The following is an 18441-nucleotide window of genomic DNA, read 5'->3' as shown; positions in this document are numbered from 1 at the left end:
TACCTGCCAGCCAACAAAAAAGGTAATAAAAACAGGATTATTTATTAACTGATCAGCCCTCAGCGGTGCATCGCAGCTTCAATCATACGCATCACATTGACAGCTCTCCTGGTGCCAGCAACACACTGGCGAGCAAATAAAAGTCTCGCAGACCCATTCGCAATGGACTCTTGTTTCCATAATAACCCCCTGGATAAGCTTCGCTATAGATCCACGTCTGGCGCTCCAGCGAAACGATAAAAGAACCAAGGAAAGATTCTCACCCATATGCTGGAACACTCTTAAAGTCTCGCGTAGATTTGAGGCAACATCCCCGCACTCGCAAAGCCTGAAGATGCCGATGTTGCACAACGGAGTAACAGCATCCAACTTCATGGTATCAGTATCACTCGGGGCAAGAGCCTGGTCCAATCGACCGGCAGCCAGCGGCATGCGCCCCAATTTTACCTGGACTTCAAGATGCTGAGGATCATGATCAACAACCTTGTTCAGCAAACCGAACTGTTTTTTCCAGTCCCCCAGCTGCTCACCAAAGCACCATCCCTGCGATTGCGAGCCAAAGCACCGACTACGCCGTTGGAACCAGGAATAAACCATCTGCTTAGGCCCCTCACACTCAATGATGGCGCGATTCACTTCAAAACTATCCTCGCTAGAGAGCGTTGACGTCACCGGCAAGCTACTCATACGCGTGATAAGACCACCCATGATCACCCAGCCCTGGACTCACTTCGACGTGGGTTTCACTAGCACGCCATTCATCCAGGAGCTCCTCTGCGATCGATCAGTCATTTTTAGCCACGCTTCACAGCTCACGCCAGGCGCCCCAAGACGGGTAGCGTCAATCCACCTCTGGCTTTTACTCGACGTGTACTATTACTGTAGCAGCACTATGCAATCAGTCACTGAATCACCCCGGATTTTCTAGACACTTTCCAAGCTCAATAAATGTCGCTTTTCAACCTCTACCGGGGATAGCTGGTTGTTGAGCCCGTGCCGGCGTTTTGGGTTGCAAAATATCTCGATGGAATCGAACACGTCACCGCGAGCTTCCTGCCGGGTGCCTGGATATTGCGCCTGATCCGCTCCCGTTTCAGCAGCTTGAAGAAGCGTTCTGCTGCGGCATTGTCGTGGCAGTGTTGGACGACCGCCAAGGCCAGCGCTCGACGCTGGTGAACAGTCGCGACCGGCCGGAATCGACCCAGGCTGTGTGGAAACGCAGGCATCGCTTTGAAGTCTGCGTTGCTACGTGAAGACTACAAACGGTTGGGTCATGGGCAGACCTGAAATTTGCGTAGGAACGCGATGTTCGTTGTTTTTCTGACTGTCAAACCTTCTCTAAAACGTTTTCACACAGCTTCGACCCGCAGCGGCCACTGAAGAAAAATAAATCTGTCCCCATTTCCGGACTCGCGCTGGCGCCGCCGCCAACTCTGCACTAACGTTCAATCACTCGGCCTGAACCACTCAATGGGTCTCAACGCTCCATGTTCTTCGCTAGGAAGTTCCGCGGAACTACGCTGCATTTTTGTGCCTCGGCGACCGAGAAATTCTGCGTCATCTCAATCAGGATTTTCGGGTCACGACGTTAACCTCGTATAGATCATGCGGAGTATACAAACAACATGCAGGATGCCCGCCCAAACCCAACGCTTCACCTGGAATATTGTGTCGAACGTCCGATATTCATGGACTTCTTACAACATGCGAGACGCTCGCCTGATGCAATTGCGGTAATCTCTCAAGACGCGACGTGTAGCTATCGTCAGCTTGAAGAGATAAGCCGGGGCATTGCTTCCTTCTTGATAGGAAATGGCGCTACCGAATCCGACCGGGTTGTTATTGTTTCGAGTCGCTGTGCAGGGTTGGTCTATGCAATGCTCGGCGCCTCGCGTGCCGGATTGACGTTCACAGTTGCCGACATTGCATATCCACCTGCGCGCGTAGGGCAAATCATTCGAGCGCTTCAGCCTTCCTTTGTTCTGCTATGCGGTGAGGCTACAGCCGACCTCAATCTCGAGCATCTTGAGCCAGGGGCAGAGAGTTCTTATCCACAGATCGTTAGAGTCCCGGAAATTCCCACCGAATCACTGCATGAGTTCGCCTTTGATCAAAAGACTTTGCCAGAAGTTAACCCTTGTAATCCAGCATATATCACATTCACATCGGGCAGCACCGGCGAACCGAAGGGGATTGTGACAAATCATGCGCCTCTGGTGCATTTTATCGAGTGGCATACCCAGCGTCATTCGTTATCAAAAAACGATTGCTTTTCCTTGCTTTCCGGGCTTGGTCATGACCCTGTATACAGGGACGTATTTACGCCTCTCTCCATGGGTGCAAAAGTTATCATTCCTGCACAGTCGACTGTCATAGATCCTTCAGCTTTGGTGGCGTGGATACATAAACATGGAATATCCATTATTCACCTTACACCCCCACTGGGAAAACTTATTGAAACTGGAGCAAAACTTAATGGACTAAGATTCAACGATCTGCGCTATCTGTTTTGGGGCGGAGATGCATTAAGCAGTACGCTATACGAACAAATGCGTGTTGTTGCACCCAATGCCGTTAGCGTAAACTTTTACGGCACGACGGAAACTCCGCAGGCAATGGCTTACCATCATGTCGACCCTGAAGCCGATAATACCAAAATTCCGCTTGGGAAAGGAATTGAAGGTGCACAACTGCTGGTCGTGGATGACGCTAATCAGTTGGTATGCGAAGGAGAGGTCGGAGAAATTCTTATACGCAGTCCCTATTTGTCGCTGGGTTACTGGAGTGACATAGCGCAAACCCGGGACAAGTTTGTGGCCAATCCATTTACCCATGTCGAGAACGACATTTGTTATAGAACCGGCGACCTTGGCACTTATCTTTCAGATGGCAGTGTCAGCTTTCTAGGGCGCGGCGATAATCAGGTCAAGATTCGCGGCCATCGAATTGAACTCACTGAAATCGAAGGCGCAATATCACGACATCCGCGGATCAGGCAGTGCGTTGTTTTGGGCGTCAATGAGCGTTCGAGCGTAAGGCTGGTTGCTTATTGCGTTTCAACAAAGCCTGTTTCATCTGTTGAATTGCGTGAACATATCAGCAATGAACTCCCTGAGTATATGGTGCCGGCGTTGTTCGTTTTTCTGGACACTATTGCACTTACACCGAATGGAAAGATTGATAAGCGGGCGCTGCCTCCGATTGTCGGTAACACGGATGAGGCATCAGTCAATTCGAGCCAGGATCTATCGCCGCTCGCGCTCAAGCTGGCGGATGCATGGTCTGAAATACTCGAAGTCACGCACATCGATGCAAATTTATCGTTCGTGGAGCTGGGTGGGGATTCACTCTCGTTTGTTCAGGCTTCAATGGTACTTGAAGAACTTATTGGGCATCTGCCAGATCAATGGGAGATAACACCAATACGTGAACTTTGTGAGCTAACCAATAAAGCCACGTCTTCAACGTTGTCAATTCGGGCAATGGAGATTCCGGTATTTTTACGGGTAATATCTATACTGTTTATTGTTGTCGGCCATTTTCACCTTTTTTCAAAATGGCCAGTTTCAGGCGAGACGACGGTATTGTTTGTAGTGTCCGGAATCAGCCTGGCAAGATTTCAACTTCAAGCCATAAATGAACGCGGCAACGTGCGTACGCTTGTCAAATCCATTATCAGTATCGCGGCACCGACAATACTCTACACTATGTTGATTCAAACGCTGTTTGACAGGATTCATTGGCAAACATTATTGCTGATTTCGAATTGGTTTTCACCGTATCTCGCAGGTGGCTTTGCCTATTGGTACATTGAAGTTCTCTTGCAAATGATAATAATCATTGGGTTCGCCCTGTCGTTCGAGCGCGTCAGAAAAATAATAAAGTCGAACCCGTTTCGTTATCTTGTCATTGTGTCATGCGTATTGGTAGTGGCTGACATTCTAATGAGTAAGTATTTGTTTGATGCTACAGCGCTCTATAACAGAGTGCCACAACACTATCTTGCGATCATGGTGCTCGGAATGGCAATTCACTATGCCAATTCAAGAATCCAGAAGTTGGTCGTCAGTGCGGTTGCTATCATTATGATGGGCGGGCAAGATATTCTAGCAGTCTTCGGGCGTGAATTGCCCGGATTCGACATGAGGGAAAATATTGATATAACCGTGCCTGCCGTTCTCGCGGTGATTTGGATCAGGTCTATTCCCGTACCCGCCATTATCGCGCGGGGACTTGCATTAATAGCGTCGTCAACGTTGTATATTTATTTGACGCATTTTCAGTTTAAGTCCCTGGCCCGTCACATCTATGACGAGCCGGCGCTCGCGGTAGCCATTGCCATAGCCGGTGGCATTGGGGTTGGTTACGCCTGGAACAAGGGCGTTCGAATTGTTGTAATGCGCTGGAATGGAGGAGGGAAAAGGAGCAGTTCGGATAGGATTGAGCGAGTGGCGTGACCTGTGATTATTCCCGATCGACATCTGTAGCAAGAGGAAGGAGAGACAGGAATGAGTGGAGTCACCACTGACAATAAACATCGCCTCGCCCTGGTTGACGCATTACGATGCTTTGCAGCCCTTTGGGTGGTTCTGTTTCATTTATCCGAGGGAAATCACATTCCAACCCTCTTGGCAGCAATTCCGGACTGGTTGAGATATATAGTCTTTGACGCTGGTCATTTGGGCGTGCCTGTCTTTTTCGTATTAAGCGGAATCGTCATGGCGGCTACAACATTTCTCGTGCCGATGAACACTGCGAACGCTGCGAATTTTGTCGCGCGCCGTTTGGTGCGCCTTGCCCCTCCATACTATGTCGCCGTTGCACTTGGTGTGTTGGTGATTGCCGTAAAACATATGTCTGGGCAGAACGAGATTGAAATTCCCAGTATCACGGACATTCTCGGACACTTGATGTTTCTTCAAGGTTTCCTTGGCATCGAAAACATCATAACGGTGTTCTGGACACTTTGTATCGAGGTGCAGTTTTACATCGCATTTGCCGTGCTACTTTGGCTAGCCGATCAAGCCAGAGGCGGCGAGGCTTTACAAATGCGAAGTGTTTCGATTTGGGTCAGTGCATTATTGGCGCTACTTTGGCCCACCGGGCTTATTCATTCGATAGGTTGGCAGGGTGGATTTATCGCGTTCTGGTTCAGCTTCATGGCAGGGGTTCTGTGTGCTCAGACCCTTACAGGCACGAAGCAAAGCCGATATATTGCCGTTGGGTACTGCGCATTAGTTCTCCTCATCGGTGTTGCAAGCAAAAATTCATTTACAGTTGCTGTCGGATTGACGGGTCTTTCGTTTTGTTTTCTGGTTATCAGCTCCGCCACTCTTGGTTTCTTGTCCAGCTATCCTGTGCAAAAGATTGGCTTGATTTCCTACAGCCTGTATTTATTCCATTCACCAGTGATTGGTACTTTCATGCGCCTTTTCCGGCGTTTAATGCCGACTGGCATTGCTTCGGACGTACTAGCTACTATCCTTGCAGTGGCGGCCTGCATCGTATTCGCAGCCATCGCATACATGCTTGTCGAACGCCCCGCAATCGCATGGACCAGGCGCATCAAGTTTAAACGCACTGATGCCGCCGTGTTCAATCAGGACGTAAATCCAAGCTAATTCTCGTTATGGTGCGTTCACGCTTTTGCTCCCGCCACACCCGGTTTCTTAAACCGGCTTCAGACGTCATACCCGGTAGCGTACCCAGCAATATCTCAGATCGTAATGGCGGAGGAGGGTGATCCCAAGACGCAAAAATCCCCGTATCAGCGAGTGATTACGGGGATTTTTCGTCTATCGAGATCCGTGTAAATCCACGGTCACTGTTACACGTTGAAACGGAAGTGCATCACGTCGCCATCCTTGACGATGTAATCCTTGCCTTCCAGGCGCCACTTACCGGCTTCTTTGGTACCGGCTTCGCCCTTGTACTGAATGAAGTCGTTGTAGGCGATGACTTCGGCGCGGATGAAGCCTTTTTCGAAGTCGGTGTGGATCACGCCGGCCGCTTGTGGTGCGGTAGCACCGACTTTTACGGTCCAGGCGCGGACTTCTTCGACACCGGCGGTGAAGTAGGTCTGCAGGTGCAGCATCTCGTAGCGGCGCGGATCATGCGGTTCAGGCCGGGTTCCTCGAGGCCCAGGGCCTCGAGGAACATGTCTTTTTCTTCACCGTCGTCGAGTTCGGCGATTTCCGCTTCGATCTTGTTGCAGACCGGCACCACGATCGCGCCTTCTTCTTCGGCAATGGCCTTGACCACGTCCAGCAGCGGATTGTTTTCGAAGCCGTCTTCAGCGACGTTGGCGATGTACATCACAGGTTTGGTGGTCAGCAGGTGGAAACCGCGGATCACTGCCTTCTCGTCGGCGTTCATGCTCTTCATCAGGCTGCGCGCAGGCTTGCCGATGGTGAAGTGAGCGATCAACTGCTCCAGCAGGCCTTTCTGGACGACTGCGTCCTTGTCACCGCCCTTGGCATTGCGGGTGACTTTCTGCAGTTGCTTTTCGCAGCTGTCGAGGTCGGCGAAGATCAGCTCGAGGTCGATGATTTCGATGTCGCGTTTCGGGTCGACGCTATTGGAGACGTGGATCACGTTCTCGTCTTCGAAGCAGCGGACCACGTGGGCGATGGCATCGGTTTCGCGGATGTTGGCCAGGAACTTGTTGCCCAGGCCTTCACCTTTCGAGGCTCCGGCAACCAGCCCGGCGATGTCGACGAATTCCATGGTGGTCGGCAGCACGCGCTTGGGATTGACGATAGCCGCCAACGCGTCCAGACGCTTGTCCGGCATCGGCACGATACCGGTGTTCGGTTCGATGGTACAGAAGGGGAAGTTCTCGGCCGCGATACCGGATTTGGTCAGGGCGTTGAACAGGGTGGACTTGCCGACGTTAGGCAGGCCGACGATGCCGCAATTGAATCCCATGGTGTTTCCCCGAGGAGTTAGAGTCAGGCCTTCTGGCTGTGCAGGTTTTTCATCGCGCGGTTCCATTCCCCGGCGAAGATATCCGGCAGCACGCCGAGGGCAAAATCGATGCTGGCATCGAGTTTTTCCTGTTCGGCGCGTGGCGCACGACCCAGGACAAAATTTGAAACCATACTGGCAACGCCCGGGTGGCCAATGCCAAGCCGCAAGCGGTGAAAGGTATTCTGATTGCCCAGCTGCGCGATAATGTCGCGCAACCCGTTGTGACCGCCATGGCCGCCGCCTTGTTTGAGCTTGGCAACGCCGGGTGGCAGGTCGAGTTCGTCGTGCGCCACCAGTATCTCTTCCGGCTTTATGCGAAAAAAGCCGGCGAGTGCCGCTACGGCCTGGCCGCTGCGGTTCATGTAGGTGGTGGGAATCAACAGACGAATATCCTGACCCTGGTGCGAGAAGCGCCCGGTCAGGCCGAAATATTTGCGATCGGCCACCAGGTTGATGCCCTGTGCTTGCGCGATGCGCTCAACAAAAAGGGCCCCTGCGTTATGCCGGGTCTGTTCGTATTCAGCGCCTGGATTTCCCAGGCCAACGATCAGTTTGATGGCAGTCACGATAGGGGCCCTTCCTAGGAGTGGTGGATAACGTCGCCGCAAGCAGATGGTGCGGCGAAAGTGGACGAAAAGTGCTCATTTACCATTATGTAAACTCCGCGTTCTCGCCCGCTTTCTCGCTACGCTCTAGTCCGCGATGTTTCCAGTCACTCCGGCGTACAGAGTGAAATTACTCTGCAGCGCCTTCTTCAGCAGCTTCTTCTGGAGCAACACGTGGAGCGTGAACGTTGGCAACAGCCAGGTCGTTACCGTGAGCCAGAGCAACAAACTCAACGCCTTTAGGGGCTTTGAGGTCAGACAGGTGAATGATCGAGCCGACTTCCATTTCAGCCAGGTCGACTTCGATGAATTCAGGCAGGTCTTTCGGCAAGCAGGAAACTTCGATCTCGGAAACAACGTGCGAAACTTCGCCGCCTTTCTTGATCGGGGCTTCTTCACCAACGAAGTGTACAGGCACGATAGCGGTCAGTTTCTGGCCAGCTACAACGCGTACGAAGTCAGCGTGCATCACGTGGCCTTTGGCCGGGTGACGTTGCAGAGCTTTGATGATTACGTTTTGCTTGGTGCCGCCAACGTTCAGCTCGATGATGTGGCTGTAAGCCGCTTCGTTTTCGAGCAGTTTGGCAACTTCTTTGGCCAGCATGCTGATGGATTCAGGGGCTTTTTCGCCACCGTAAACTACAGCTGGAACCAGGCTTGCGAGACGACGCAGGCGGCGGCTCGCACCTTTCCCCAGGTCGGAACGCACTTCAGCATTCAGAGTAAAATCGTTCATGTTGTATCTCCAAAATAACCACATTCGCCCCAGCGGTTGCGACCAGCGCTAAAGGCGATATGGGCAAAAAAGCCCCGCCCCAACAGACTGTTGGGGCGGGGCGCTTTTCGTCGGCGGGATGCAGCCAAGGTTTGACCCTTAACGGAACATCGCGCTGATCGATTCTTCGTTGCTGATGCGGCGGACCGCTTCGGCAACTACCGGTGCGATATCCAGTTGACGGATACGCGAACAGGCTTGAGCAGCAGCGGACAACGGGATGGTGTTGGTCACCACCAGTTCGTCCAGCATTGAGTTCTCGATGTTCTCGATCGCCCGGCCCGACAGCACAGGGTGTGTGCAGTAGGCAAAGACTTTTGCTGCACCGTGCTCTTTCAAGGCTTTTGCCGCGTGGCACAAGGTGCCTGCGGTATCGACCATGTCATCGACCAGAATACAGGTACGCCCTTCGACATCACCGATGATATGCATCACTTCAGAGTGATTGGCTTTCTCACGGCGCTTGTCGATGATCCCGAGATCCACGCCCAGGGATTTGGCAACTGCACGTGCACGCACGACGCCGCCAATGTCCGGGGACACGATCATCAGGTTTTCGAAGCGTTGGTCTTCGATGTCATCCACCAGAACGGGGGAGCCGTAGATGTTATCTACCGGAATATCGAAGAATCCCTGGATCTGGTCAGCATGCAGATCAACCGTGAGAACACGATCGATGCCGACTACGGTAAGCATGTCAGCGACGACTTTCGCGCTGATAGCCACACGTGCGGAACGCGGACGGCGATCCTGACGGGCATAACCAAAGTAGGGGATTACAGCTGTGATTCGAGTCGCTGAGGAGCGGCGGAAGGCATCAGCCATCACGACGAGTTCCATCAGGTTATCGTTGGTCGGAGCGCAAGTCGGCTGAATAATGAAGACATCTTTACCGCGGACGTTTTCATTGATCTCGGCGGTAATTTCGCCGTCGGAGAATTTACCGACAGAGATGTCACCGAGAGGGATATGCAGCTGACGTACAACACGCCGAGCCAGATCGGGGTTAGCATTCCCCGTAAAGACCATCATCTTGGACACGCGCAGTACCTGAAGGCTGAGGGTAACCTGGATGAGTATTAGAAAATGGCAGGGGCGGCTGGATTCGAACCAACGCATGGCAGGATCAAAACCTGCTGCCTTACCGCTTGGCGACGCCCCTGTATCTGTTGCAACGAGTGCCCAGCACTCGGTTCCTTTTAGAGCAGACTTTGCAGCTTGCGATGCAACATCGAAACGTTGCTTCCCTTTGCTACAAACCCTGTAAGGGTCTCTGTAAGAAGGGCCGAGACTTTATCAGCTTCAGCTTTGCTTGGGAAGCCCCCAAACACACAACTTCCAGTGCCGGTTAATTTTGCTTCGGTAAATTTACCTAACAAATTCAAAGCGTTACGTACATCTGGGTAACGCCTTGCTACAACCGGTAAGCAGTCATTTCGACTGTTTCCCTTGGGAACGGGGCGCACTTTAATGGGAGAAGAGTTACGTGTCAACAACGGATCTGAAAAAATTTCTGCTGTACTTACAGAGACTTGCGGCACCAGCACGAGATACCACGGTTCTTCGGGGTCTACAGGGGTGAGTTTTTCCCCGACGCCCTCAGCAAAAGCGGCGTGTCCACGCACGAAAACCGGGACGTCGGCGCCTAGTGTCAGGCCCAGGGCGGCCAGTCGATCTTCATCCCAGCCCAGTTGCCAAAGATGATTGAGGCCGAGCAGGGTGGTCGCTGCATTGGAACTGCCGCCACCGATTCCGCCGCCCATGGGCAGGATTTTTTCGATCCAGATATCGATTCCAAGCGTGGAGCCGGATTGTTCCTGAAGTTTTTTTGCCGCGCGCACGATCAGATTGCTGTCGTGGGGGACGCCTTCGAATTCAGTGTGCAACCTGATGACGCCATCATCGCGAACGGCAAAGGTCAGTTCATCGGCGTAATCGAGAAACTGAAACAGCGTTTGCAGTTCGTGATAGCCGTCTTCGCGGCGACCGAGGATGTGCAGCATCAGGTTGAGTTTTGCCGGAGCGGGCAAAGTCAGGCGGGTTGCCGTCATTTCATTGCCCCGAGTTGCCCCAGCTTGCGCGGTTGCCAGTCCTTGATCACCAGCGTGACGTCGAGGTCGGGGCCGTGCAGCTTGATCCGCTCGGGCAGCCAGAAGCCGCTCTGTTGCGCGTAGCTCAGGTATTCGACCTTCCAGCCATCCTGGTCGAGGTTGGCCAGGCGGCTGTTGGCATCGAGGTTCAGACGGCTTCTGCTGTCAGGCGCGGGAAGGCCGCGGACCCACCAGACCAGATGCGAGACCGGCAGCTTCCAGCCCAGTTGCTCTTCCAGCAGGGCTTCGGGTGTGGGTGCTTCATAGCGTCCCTGGTTGGCGACTTCCAGTGATACCTGGCCGGGGCGACCGGTCAGGCGTGCTGCTCCGCGACCCAGCGGGCCGGACAGGCGGATGTCGTAGTAATCCTGACGTTGCAGCCAGAACAAGGTACCGCTGCCCGAATCTTTCGGGGCGCGAATGCCGACCTTGCCGCTGATCTGCCAGCCATCGAGGCTGCTCAGTTGCTGTTTGTGTATGCGCCATTGCGCGGCGTTGCCATGCCCCTCCACAGACTCGCGGGGGCCCAGGCCTGCGCAACCGGCGAGCAGGGCAATGAAGCTGAATACGATAACGTGGCGCAAAAACATAATCTTAAAGAGTCTCGGAACCGGTCAGGCGCTTGATGGTGCTGCGCAGAATAGGGCTGTCGGGCTGATCCTTGAGGAACTTGCCCCAGATTTGCCTGGCTTCGCGTTGTTTACCGTTGGCCCACAGGACTTCACCCAGGTGCGCGGCGACTTCCTGATCGGGGAAGCGCTCAAGGGCCTGACGCAGAAGACGTTCGGCCTCATCGAGATTGCCCAGGCGGAAATTCACCCAGCCGAGGCTGTCGAGTACCGCCGGATCTTCCGGAGTCAGCTGATGAGCCTGCTCGATCAGCGCCTTGGCCTCGGCATAACGCGTCGTACGGTCGGACAAGGTGTAGCCCAGGGCGTTCAATGCCATGGCGTTGTCCGGATCACGCTGGATGATCAGGCGCAGGTCTTTTTCCATCTGTGCCAGGTCGTTGCGCTTCTCCGCCTGCATGGCGCGGGTATACAGCAGGTTCAGATCGTCCGGGTATTGCTGCAAGGCTTGTTGCAGGACTTTCCAGGCTAGATTGCCCTGCTTGTTGGCTGACAGGGTCTCGGCTTCGATCAGGTACAACTGAATCGCGTAATCGGGCTGAGTATCGCGGGCAGAGGTCAGACGGCTTTGGGCCTCATTGGTGCGACCGTGGCTGATCAGAATGTCGGCCTGGCGCAGTTGCGCCGGCAGGTAGTCATTGCCCGGGCCGACCTTGGCGTATTCGATCAGCGCGCCTTGCGGGTCGTTGCGCTCTTCGGCGATCCGCCCGAGGTTCAGGTGCGCCGAATCGACGTGGCTTTCCCGGGCGACCAAGTCTTCCAGATAGCCCTTGGCCTCTTCCCAGACCTTGGCTTCCAGGCAGACCAGGGCCAGGGAGTAACGCAAATCGTCATCTTCCGGGTATTGCTGGACCAGGCTGGAGAATTCGACCTTGGCGTCGTCCATGCGGTCCTGCTCGACCAGCATGCGCGCGTAGGTCAGGCGCAGGCGTTTGTCGTCCGGATACTTGCGGATGCTTTTTTCCAGCAGTGGCAGGGCTTCCGGTCCGCGATTCAACGCTTGCAGCAGGCGTGCACGCAGCAGCAGCGGCGCGACCTCGCCTTCTTCCGGCGGATTGTCTTCGAGCAGGCTCAATGCGCCCTCGGAATCACCGTCCTGTTGCAGCATCAAGGCCTTGCCGAAGATCAACTGACCGTTGTTCGGGTATTTCTGCAACAAACGGTCAAAACTTTTCATCAGACCGTTGCGGGTTTCTTGATCGGTATCCGCGGCAGACAAGGCGAGAAAGTCGAAATGAGTGTCGCCTTTGCCTTGCAGGACTTTCTCCATATAGACCATGGAGTCGTCGTAGCGCCCGCTACGTGCTAGCTGAATGGCCGCCGCGCGTTGTGCCTCCAGGTCGTCCGGGGCGTTTTTCGCCCAGATCAGCGCGGTATCCAGCGCGGCCTGATCGGCGCCCAGGTATTCGGCGATGCGAAAGGCCCGCTCGGAGATCCCGGGATCCTGAGTATTGATGGCCTGGGTCACGTAGTTGTCCAGGGCAATGTCGTAACGATTGCGCTGGCCAGCCAGTTCCGCGCTCAGCAGGCTGAAGATTGTGTCTTCGCTGAACGAACTGTAGACCTTGGGCTTTTCAGGCGCCGGCATGCTGTCTTCAACCGGCGGCGTACTGTCTGGTGACACGGGTACCAAGGCCTGGCAGCCGCCGAGCAAGACAAAAGCGAGGAGCAACGTGGAAGATCTATTCATATAAGAAGGAGGACGACTAACCTGCGGTCGGATCATCATGACACAAGCCTTCGGTCAAACATAACCGGGGCCAGGCAATTCATATTGACAGACGTTTGAACGCTTTATGTAGGAGCTGGCGGAGCCTGCGATCTTTCGATCTGGATCTTCGAAGGGCCTTAAAATGCCAACAGATCGCAGCCTTTGGCAGCTCCTACAGGGGATTCGGTGCGGCAGTGGTTGTTCTGGATCTGGCGAAGTAGGACAATTGTCGGCTTCTCGATATCATCAGCGACCTTGAATGGCCTTCCTTGCACTCGGTATTAACCACAAGACTGCTTCAGTAGACGTCCGCGAGCGCGTGGCCTTTACCCCTGAGCAGTTGGTTGAGGCCTTGCAGCAGCTCTGCCGCCTCACCGACAGCCGCGAAGCTGCGATCCTCTCCACCTGCAATCGCAGTGAACTGTATATAGAACAGGATCACCTTTCGTCTGACTCCGTGCTGCGCTGGCTGGCCGATTATCACCATTTGAACGTCGACGAGCTGCGCGCCAGCGCTTATGTGCATGAAGATGATGCGGCAGTTCGTCACATGATGCGGGTGGCCTCGGGGCTGGATTCGCTGGTGCTCGGCGAGCCGCAGATTCTCGGTCAGATGAAGTCGGCCTATGCCGTGGCACGCGAGGCCGGCACCATCGGGCCGCTGCTCGGACGCTTGTTCCAGGCTACGTTCAACGCGGCCAAACAGGTGCGCACCGACACCGCCATTGGTGAAAACCCGGTGTCGGTGGCCTTTGCCGCCGTCAGCCTGGCCAAGCAGATTTTCAGTGACTTGCAACGCAGCCAGGCGCTGTTGATCGGTGCCGGCGAAACCATCACCCTGGTCGCCCGGCACCTGCATGAGCTGGGCGTCAGGCGCATAGTGGTGGCCAATCGGACCCTGGAGCGCGCGAGCATTCTGGCTGAGCAGTTCGGTGCCCACGCGGTGCTGCTCTCGGATATTCCCGCAGAACTGGTGCGCAGCGATATCGTCATCAGCTCCACCGCCAGCCAGTTGCCGATTCTCGGCAAGGGCGCGGTCGAGAGTGCATTGAAGCTGCGCAAGCACAAACCAATCTTCATGGTCGACATCGCTGTACCCCGCGATATCGAGCCGGAAGTCGGCGAACTGGACGACGTTTACCTGTACAGCGTCGACGATCTTCACGAAGTGGTCGCCGAAAACCTCAAGAGCCGTCAGGGCGCTGCGCAAGCGGCTGAAGAGATGGTCTCCATCGGCGCCGACGACTTCATGGTGCGCCTGCGTGAACTGGCAGCGGTGGATGTGCTCAAGGCCTACCGCCAGCAGAGCGAACGCCTGCGTGATGAAGAGCTGCTCAAGGCCCAGCGCATGCTCGCCAATGGCGGCAACGCCGAAGACGTGCTGGTGCAATTGGCCCGCGGCCTGACCAATAAATTGCTGCATGCCCCGAGCGTGCAGTTGAAAAAGCTGACTGCCGAAGGCCGCCTCGATGCCCTGGCCATGGCCCAGGAACTTTTTGCCCTCGGTGAGGGCCCTTCGGATAGCCCTTCGGATAAAAAACCGCAATGAAAGCGTCACTGCTCAATAAGCTGGACATCCTCCAGGACCGTTTCGAGGAACTGACCGCCTTGCTCGGCGATGGCGAAGTCATTTCCGATCAGCACAAATTTCGCACCTATTCCAAGGAATACGCGGAAGTTGAACCGATTGTCAGCACCTACAGCCAGCTGCTCAAGGTCCAGGCCGACCTCGAAGGCGCCCAGGCGTTGCTCAAGGACAGCGATCCGGACATGCGTGAGATGGCCGTGGAGGAAGTGCGCGAAGCCAAAGAGCGGCTGATCGAGCTCGAAGGCGATCTGCAACGCATGCTGTTGCCCAAGGATCCCAATGACGGGCGCAACGTGTTCCTCGAGATTCGTGCCGGCACCGGTGGCGACGAGGCGGCGATTTTTTCCGGCGATCTGTTCCGCATGTATTCGCGCTACGCCGAGCGTCGCGGCTGGAAGGTGGAAATTCTCTCGGAGAACATCGGCGAGCACGGTGGCTATAAAGAAGTCATTGCCCGAGTCGAAGGCGACAACGTCTACGGCAAGCTGAAATTCGAATCCGGTGCCCATCGTGTGCAACGGGTTCCGGCCACTGAATCCCAGGGCCGTATCCACACCTCGGCCTGTACCGTGGCGGTACTGCCTGAGCCGGATGAACAGGAAGCGATCGAGATCAACTCGGCGGATCTGCGGGTCGATACCTATCGCTCCTCGGGTGCCGGTGGCCAGCACGTCAACAAGACCGACTCGGCGATCCGTATCACTCACCTGCCTTCGGGGATCGTGGTCGAGTGTCAGGAAGAGCGTTCCCAGCACAAGAACCGCGCACGGGCCATGTCCTGGCTGTCGGCCAAGTTGAACGACCAGCAGACCAGCGCCGCGGCCAATGCCATCGCCAGCGAGCGCAAGTTGCTGGTGGGTTCGGGGGATCGCTCCGAGCGGATCCGCACCTATAACTTCGCTCAGGGCCGGGTGACCGATCACCGGGTCAACCTGACCCTGTATTCCCTCGATGAAATTCTCGCGGGTGGCGTCGATGCGGTAATCGAACCATTGCTGGCCGAGTTTCAAGCGGATCAACTGGCAGCAATAGGTGAGTAAATGACGATTATTGCCAGCCTGTTGCGCGCTGCCGACCTGCCTGATTCGCCCACGGCCCGGCTGGATGCCGAGTTGTTGCTGGCGGCCGCCCTGGGCAAGTCCCGCAGCTTTCTGCACACTTGGCCAGAACGGATTGTCAGCAGCGAAGCCGCGCAGACCTTTGCCGGCTATTTGCAGCGCCGCCGCAGTGGCGAGCCGGTGGCCTACATCCTCGGTCAGCAGGGTTTCTGGAAGCTCGACCTGGAGGTCGCACCCCATACGCTGATCCCGCGGCCGGACACCGAGCTGCTGGTGGAGGCCGCGCTGGAATTGTTACCGGCAACGCCCGCCAAGGTCCTCGACCTGGGCACCGGCAGCGGCGCGATCGCCCTGGCCCTGGCCAGCGAGCGTCCGGCCTGGCATGTCACAGCGGTGGATCGGGTGCTCGAAGCCGTGGCTCTGGCCGAGCGCAATCGCCAGCGTCTGCATTTGCACAACGCGACGGTCCTGAGCAGCCATTGGTTCAGCGCGCTGACAGGTCATCGTTATCAGCTGATTATCAGTAATCCGCCCTACATTGCCGATGCCGATCCGCATCTGGTGGCAGGCGACGTGCGTTTCGAGCCAGCCAGTGCGTTGGTGGCCGGTTCCGACGGGCTGGATGATCTGCGCTTGATCATCGCCGAGGCACCGCAACACCTTGAAGCCGGCGGCTGGTTGATGCTTGAGCACGGCTACGATCAGGCGGTTGCGGTGCGTGATCTGCTGCTGACTCAGGGCTTTGAACAGGTCCACAGTCGCCTGGACCTGGGCGGCCATGAACGCATCAGCCTAGGGTGCCTGCCGTGCTGAATGATCAAGAGCTATTGCGCTATAGCCGGCAGATTCTGTTGCAACACGTCGACATTGACGGTCAGCTGCGCCTGAAGAACAGTCGTGTGTTGATCGTCGGTCTGGGTGGTCTCGGTTCGCCAGTGGCCTTGTACCTGGCGGCGGCGGGGGTCGGCGAGCTGCATCTGGCGGATTTCGACAGCGTCGACCTGACCAACCTGCAACGGCAGATCATTCATGACACCGACAGCGTTGGCCTGAGTAAGGTCGACTCGGCGATTCATCGCCTGACGGCAATCAATCCCGAGATCCAGCTGATCGCCCATCGCGCAGCCCTGGATGAAAATTCTCTGGCCGCGGTCGTGGCCACTGTCGATCTGGTTCTCGATTGTTCCGATAATTTCTCGACCCGCGAAGCGGTCAATGCCGCCTGTGTGCTGGCCGGCAAACCCTTGGTCAGCGGCGCAGCGATTCGCCTGGAAGGGCAGCTTTCGGTGTTTGACCCGCGTCGCCCCGAAAGTCCTTGCTACCACTGCCTGTACGGGCACGGCAGCGAGGCCGAACTGACCTGCAGCGAAGCCGGAGTGCTGGGTCCGCTGGTGGGCCTGGTCGGGAGCCTGCAAGCCCTTGAGGCGTTGAAACTGCTGGTCGGTTTTGGCGAGCCGCTAGTGGGTCGGTTGCTGTTGATCGATGCCTTGGGTACGCGTTTTCGCGAATTGCGCGTCAAACGTGATCCAGGCTGCAGCGTCTGTGGACCCAAACATGCGTGAAGCGCCGATCGGCGTGTTCGACTCCGGTGTCGGCGGGCTGTCGGTGCTGGGGGAAATCCAGCGTTTGCTGCCCAATGAGTCGCTGCTGTACGTCGCCGATTGCGGCAATATTCCCTACGGTGAAAAGACCCCGGAATTCATTCGTCAGCGCTGTAGCGTAATGGCCGAGTTCTTTGCACAACGGGGCGCCAAGGCATTGGTGTTGGCCTGCAACACGGCAACGGTGGCGGGCGTTGCCGACCTGCGTCGCGATTACCCGCAGTGGCCCATCGTCGGCATGGAGCCAGCGGTCAAGCCGGCAGCCGCAGCGACCCGCAGTGGCGTGGTCGGCGTGCTGGCGACCACCGGGACCTTGCAGAGCGCCAAGTTCGCTGCCTTGCTCGACCGTTTTGCCACCGATGTGCGGGTCATCACTCAACCGTGCCCGGGGCTGGTTGAGCTGATTGAAACGGGTGACCTGCACAGTCCGGCCTTGCGTCAGTTGTTGCACAGTTACCTCGAACCACTGCTGGCCGCAGGGTGCGACACTATCATTCTCGGCTGCACCCACTATCCCTTCCTCAAACCGTTGCTCAAGCAGATGATCGCCGACGATATCAGCCTGATCGATACCGGTGCCGCTGTTGCCCGGCAACTTCAACGCTTGCTGACCGCGCGTGAATTGCTCGCCCGTGGCCCATCCCGCCAAGCGCAATTCTGGACCAGTGCCAGTCCCGAGCACTTGCGAAATATCCTGCCTCTGCTATGGAGTGGGTCTGGCGTGGTGCAAGACTTCCTTTTGTAAAAAAACCTTGGAACAACCCTCAAAAGCGCTGAACTTCTGCGTGAGCGGCGACTTCTATAGCTAGTCTGTTGAGTAGTACAAGAACAATATAAAAAACGTTCGTGAAAGGATGTTTCTCATGAAACGACTATTTTGTCTGGCCGTCATTGCGGTCGCCATGCTGGGGCACAGCTTTTCGGCACAGGCTGCGGGCGTCGAGTTCGCAGTGGGCCAGACCGGCGAGTCGACGATGACCTACCGCCTGGGAATGCAGTTCGATTGGGACAAGAGTTGGCTACAGAGTAGTGTCGGCCGTCTGACGGGCTACTGGGACGGTGCCTACACCTTTTGGGATGGTGACAAAACCTCCAGTAATCACAGCCTGTCGTTTTCGCCGGTATTTGTGTATGAATTCGCCGGTGAAACCGTCAAACCTTATATCGAATTAGGCGTGGGCATTGCGCTGTTTGCCGAAACCGAGGTGGAGAGCAAAAACCTGGGGTCGGCCTTCCAGTTCGAAGATCGCATCGGTTTCGGCCTGCGCTTTGCCGGTGGGCATGAGGTTGGTGTTCGCGCGACACACTACTCAAACGCCGGTTTCACCAGCCCTAACGACGGTATAGAAAGTTACGCGCTGCATTACACAATGGCGTTGTAAGCTCTTAATGTGGGAGCGAGCTTGCTCGCGATG

General features: G+C 55.8%; 15 protein-coding genes, 1 tRNA gene and 2 pseudogenes. 8 read left to right on the top strand and 10 right to left on the bottom strand.

Features of this window, described 5'->3' with window-relative positions; translation table 11 throughout:
- Nucleotides 1–78: 78 nt before the first annotated feature.
- Nucleotides 79–708 carry a tetratricopeptide repeat protein gene (locus F8N21_RS12930; protein ID WP_150642512.1) on the bottom strand — a complete coding sequence of 210 codons (630 nt, stop codon included), beginning with the start codon at nucleotides 706–708 and terminating at the stop codon, nucleotides 79–81.
- A gap of 216 nt (nucleotides 709–924) precedes the next feature.
- A pseudogene (locus tag F8N21_RS12925) lies at nucleotides 925–1139 on the bottom strand (IS3 family transposase); the annotation flags it as partial.
- Nucleotides 1140–1625: 486 nt separating this feature from the next.
- Between F8N21_RS12925 and F8N21_RS12920 the strand changes: the two are divergent.
- The gene (locus F8N21_RS12920; RefSeq protein WP_150642511.1) at nucleotides 1626–4457 is read left to right on the top strand and encodes an amino acid adenylation domain-containing protein; all 2832 of its coding nucleotides are present in this window, start codon (nucleotides 1626–1628) and stop codon (nucleotides 4455–4457) included.
- A 51-nt stretch (nucleotides 4458–4508) separates the two neighbouring features.
- The gene (locus F8N21_RS12915) at nucleotides 4509–5621 is read left to right on the top strand and encodes an acyltransferase family protein (RefSeq protein WP_150642510.1); all 1113 of its coding nucleotides are present in this window, start codon (nucleotides 4509–4511) and stop codon (nucleotides 5619–5621) included.
- A 206-nt stretch (nucleotides 5622–5827) separates the two neighbouring features.
- Here the strand turns inward: F8N21_RS12915 and ychF are convergent.
- The 8 genes and pseudogenes from ychF to F8N21_RS12875 all read right to left on the bottom strand — a co-directional run bounded on the left by ychF (nucleotide 5828) and on the right by F8N21_RS12875 (nucleotide 12758).
- Nucleotides 5828–6927 (bottom strand): annotated as a pseudogene (gene ychF, locus F8N21_RS12910) (redox-regulated ATPase YchF).
- 23 nt (nucleotides 6928–6950) lie between these two features.
- Nucleotides 6951–7535 carry an aminoacyl-tRNA hydrolase gene (gene pth / locus F8N21_RS12905; protein ID WP_150642509.1) on the bottom strand — a complete coding sequence of 195 codons (585 nt, stop codon included), beginning with the start codon at nucleotides 7533–7535 and terminating at the stop codon, nucleotides 6951–6953.
- A gap of 169 nt (nucleotides 7536–7704) precedes the next feature.
- Complete coding sequence (locus F8N21_RS12900; RefSeq protein WP_150642508.1) at nucleotides 7705–8310, bottom strand: 50S ribosomal protein L25/general stress protein Ctc; 606 nt, start codon at nucleotides 8308–8310, stop codon at nucleotides 7705–7707.
- A gap of 138 nt (nucleotides 8311–8448) precedes the next feature.
- Nucleotides 8449–9390 carry a ribose-phosphate pyrophosphokinase gene (locus F8N21_RS12895; RefSeq protein ID WP_003208392.1) on the bottom strand — a complete coding sequence of 314 codons (942 nt, stop codon included), beginning with the start codon at nucleotides 9388–9390 and terminating at the stop codon, nucleotides 8449–8451.
- Between the two features lie 46 nt (nucleotides 9391–9436).
- Nucleotides 9437–9511 (bottom strand) — tRNA-Gln (locus tag F8N21_RS12890).
- 37 nt (nucleotides 9512–9548) lie between these two features.
- Entirely contained in the window at nucleotides 9549–10400 is an 852-nt protein-coding gene (gene ispE / locus F8N21_RS12885; RefSeq protein WP_150642507.1) for a 4-(cytidine 5'-diphospho)-2-C-methyl-D-erythritol kinase, read from the bottom strand.
- A complete protein-coding gene (gene lolB, locus F8N21_RS12880; RefSeq protein ID WP_150642506.1) occupies nucleotides 10397–11029 on the bottom strand; it encodes a lipoprotein insertase outer membrane protein LolB in 633 nt (210 codons plus the stop codon). The genes ispE and lolB overlap by 4 nt, the downstream gene beginning before the upstream one ends.
- Before the next feature lie 4 nt (nucleotides 11030–11033).
- On the bottom strand, nucleotides 11034–12758 hold the full coding sequence (locus tag F8N21_RS12875; protein ID WP_150642505.1) for a tetratricopeptide repeat protein: 1725 nt from the start codon (nucleotides 12756–12758) through the stop codon (nucleotides 11034–11036).
- A gap of 280 nt (nucleotides 12759–13038) precedes the next feature.
- Here F8N21_RS12875 and hemA point away from each other — a divergent pair, with 280 nt between their 5' ends.
- From hemA to F8N21_RS12845, 6 genes are all read left to right on the top strand, one after another.
- Nucleotides 13039–14328 (top strand): glutamyl-tRNA reductase, encoded by a 1290-nt coding sequence (gene hemA / locus F8N21_RS12870; RefSeq protein WP_150642504.1) that lies wholly within the window; start codon nucleotides 13039–13041, stop codon nucleotides 14326–14328.
- Nucleotides 14325–15407: a peptide chain release factor 1 gene (prfA, locus tag F8N21_RS12865; RefSeq protein ID WP_150642503.1), complete on the top strand. Its 1083-nt coding sequence runs from the start codon at nucleotides 14325–14327 to the stop codon at nucleotides 15405–15407. The genes hemA and prfA overlap by 4 nt, the downstream gene beginning before the upstream one ends.
- A complete protein-coding gene (gene prmC / locus F8N21_RS12860) occupies nucleotides 15408–16238 on the top strand; it encodes a peptide chain release factor N(5)-glutamine methyltransferase (protein ID WP_150642502.1) in 831 nt (276 codons plus the stop codon).
- The gene (locus F8N21_RS12855) at nucleotides 16232–16987 is read left to right on the top strand and encodes a molybdopterin-synthase adenylyltransferase MoeB (protein WP_150642501.1); all 756 of its coding nucleotides are present in this window, start codon (nucleotides 16232–16234) and stop codon (nucleotides 16985–16987) included. Before prmC ends, F8N21_RS12855 begins: the two co-directional genes overlap by 7 nt.
- A complete protein-coding gene (murI, locus tag F8N21_RS12850) occupies nucleotides 16980–17771 on the top strand; it encodes a glutamate racemase (RefSeq protein ID WP_150642500.1) in 792 nt (263 codons plus the stop codon). The genes F8N21_RS12855 and murI overlap by 8 nt, the downstream gene beginning before the upstream one ends.
- Nucleotides 17772–17889: 118 nt before the next feature.
- Nucleotides 17890–18408 carry an acyloxyacyl hydrolase gene (locus F8N21_RS12845; protein ID WP_150642499.1) on the top strand — a complete coding sequence of 173 codons (519 nt, stop codon included), beginning with the start codon at nucleotides 17890–17892 and terminating at the stop codon, nucleotides 18406–18408.
- The last annotated feature ends 33 nt before the right edge of the window (nucleotides 18409–18441 follow it).

Origin of the sequence: Pseudomonas fluorescens (assembly GCF_902497895.1) — a bacterium.
GTDB classification, from domain to species: domain Bacteria; phylum Pseudomonadota; class Gammaproteobacteria; order Pseudomonadales; family Pseudomonadaceae; genus Aquipseudomonas; species Aquipseudomonas fluorescens_BP.
This window is presented reverse-complemented; position numbering and strand designations above follow the sequence as displayed.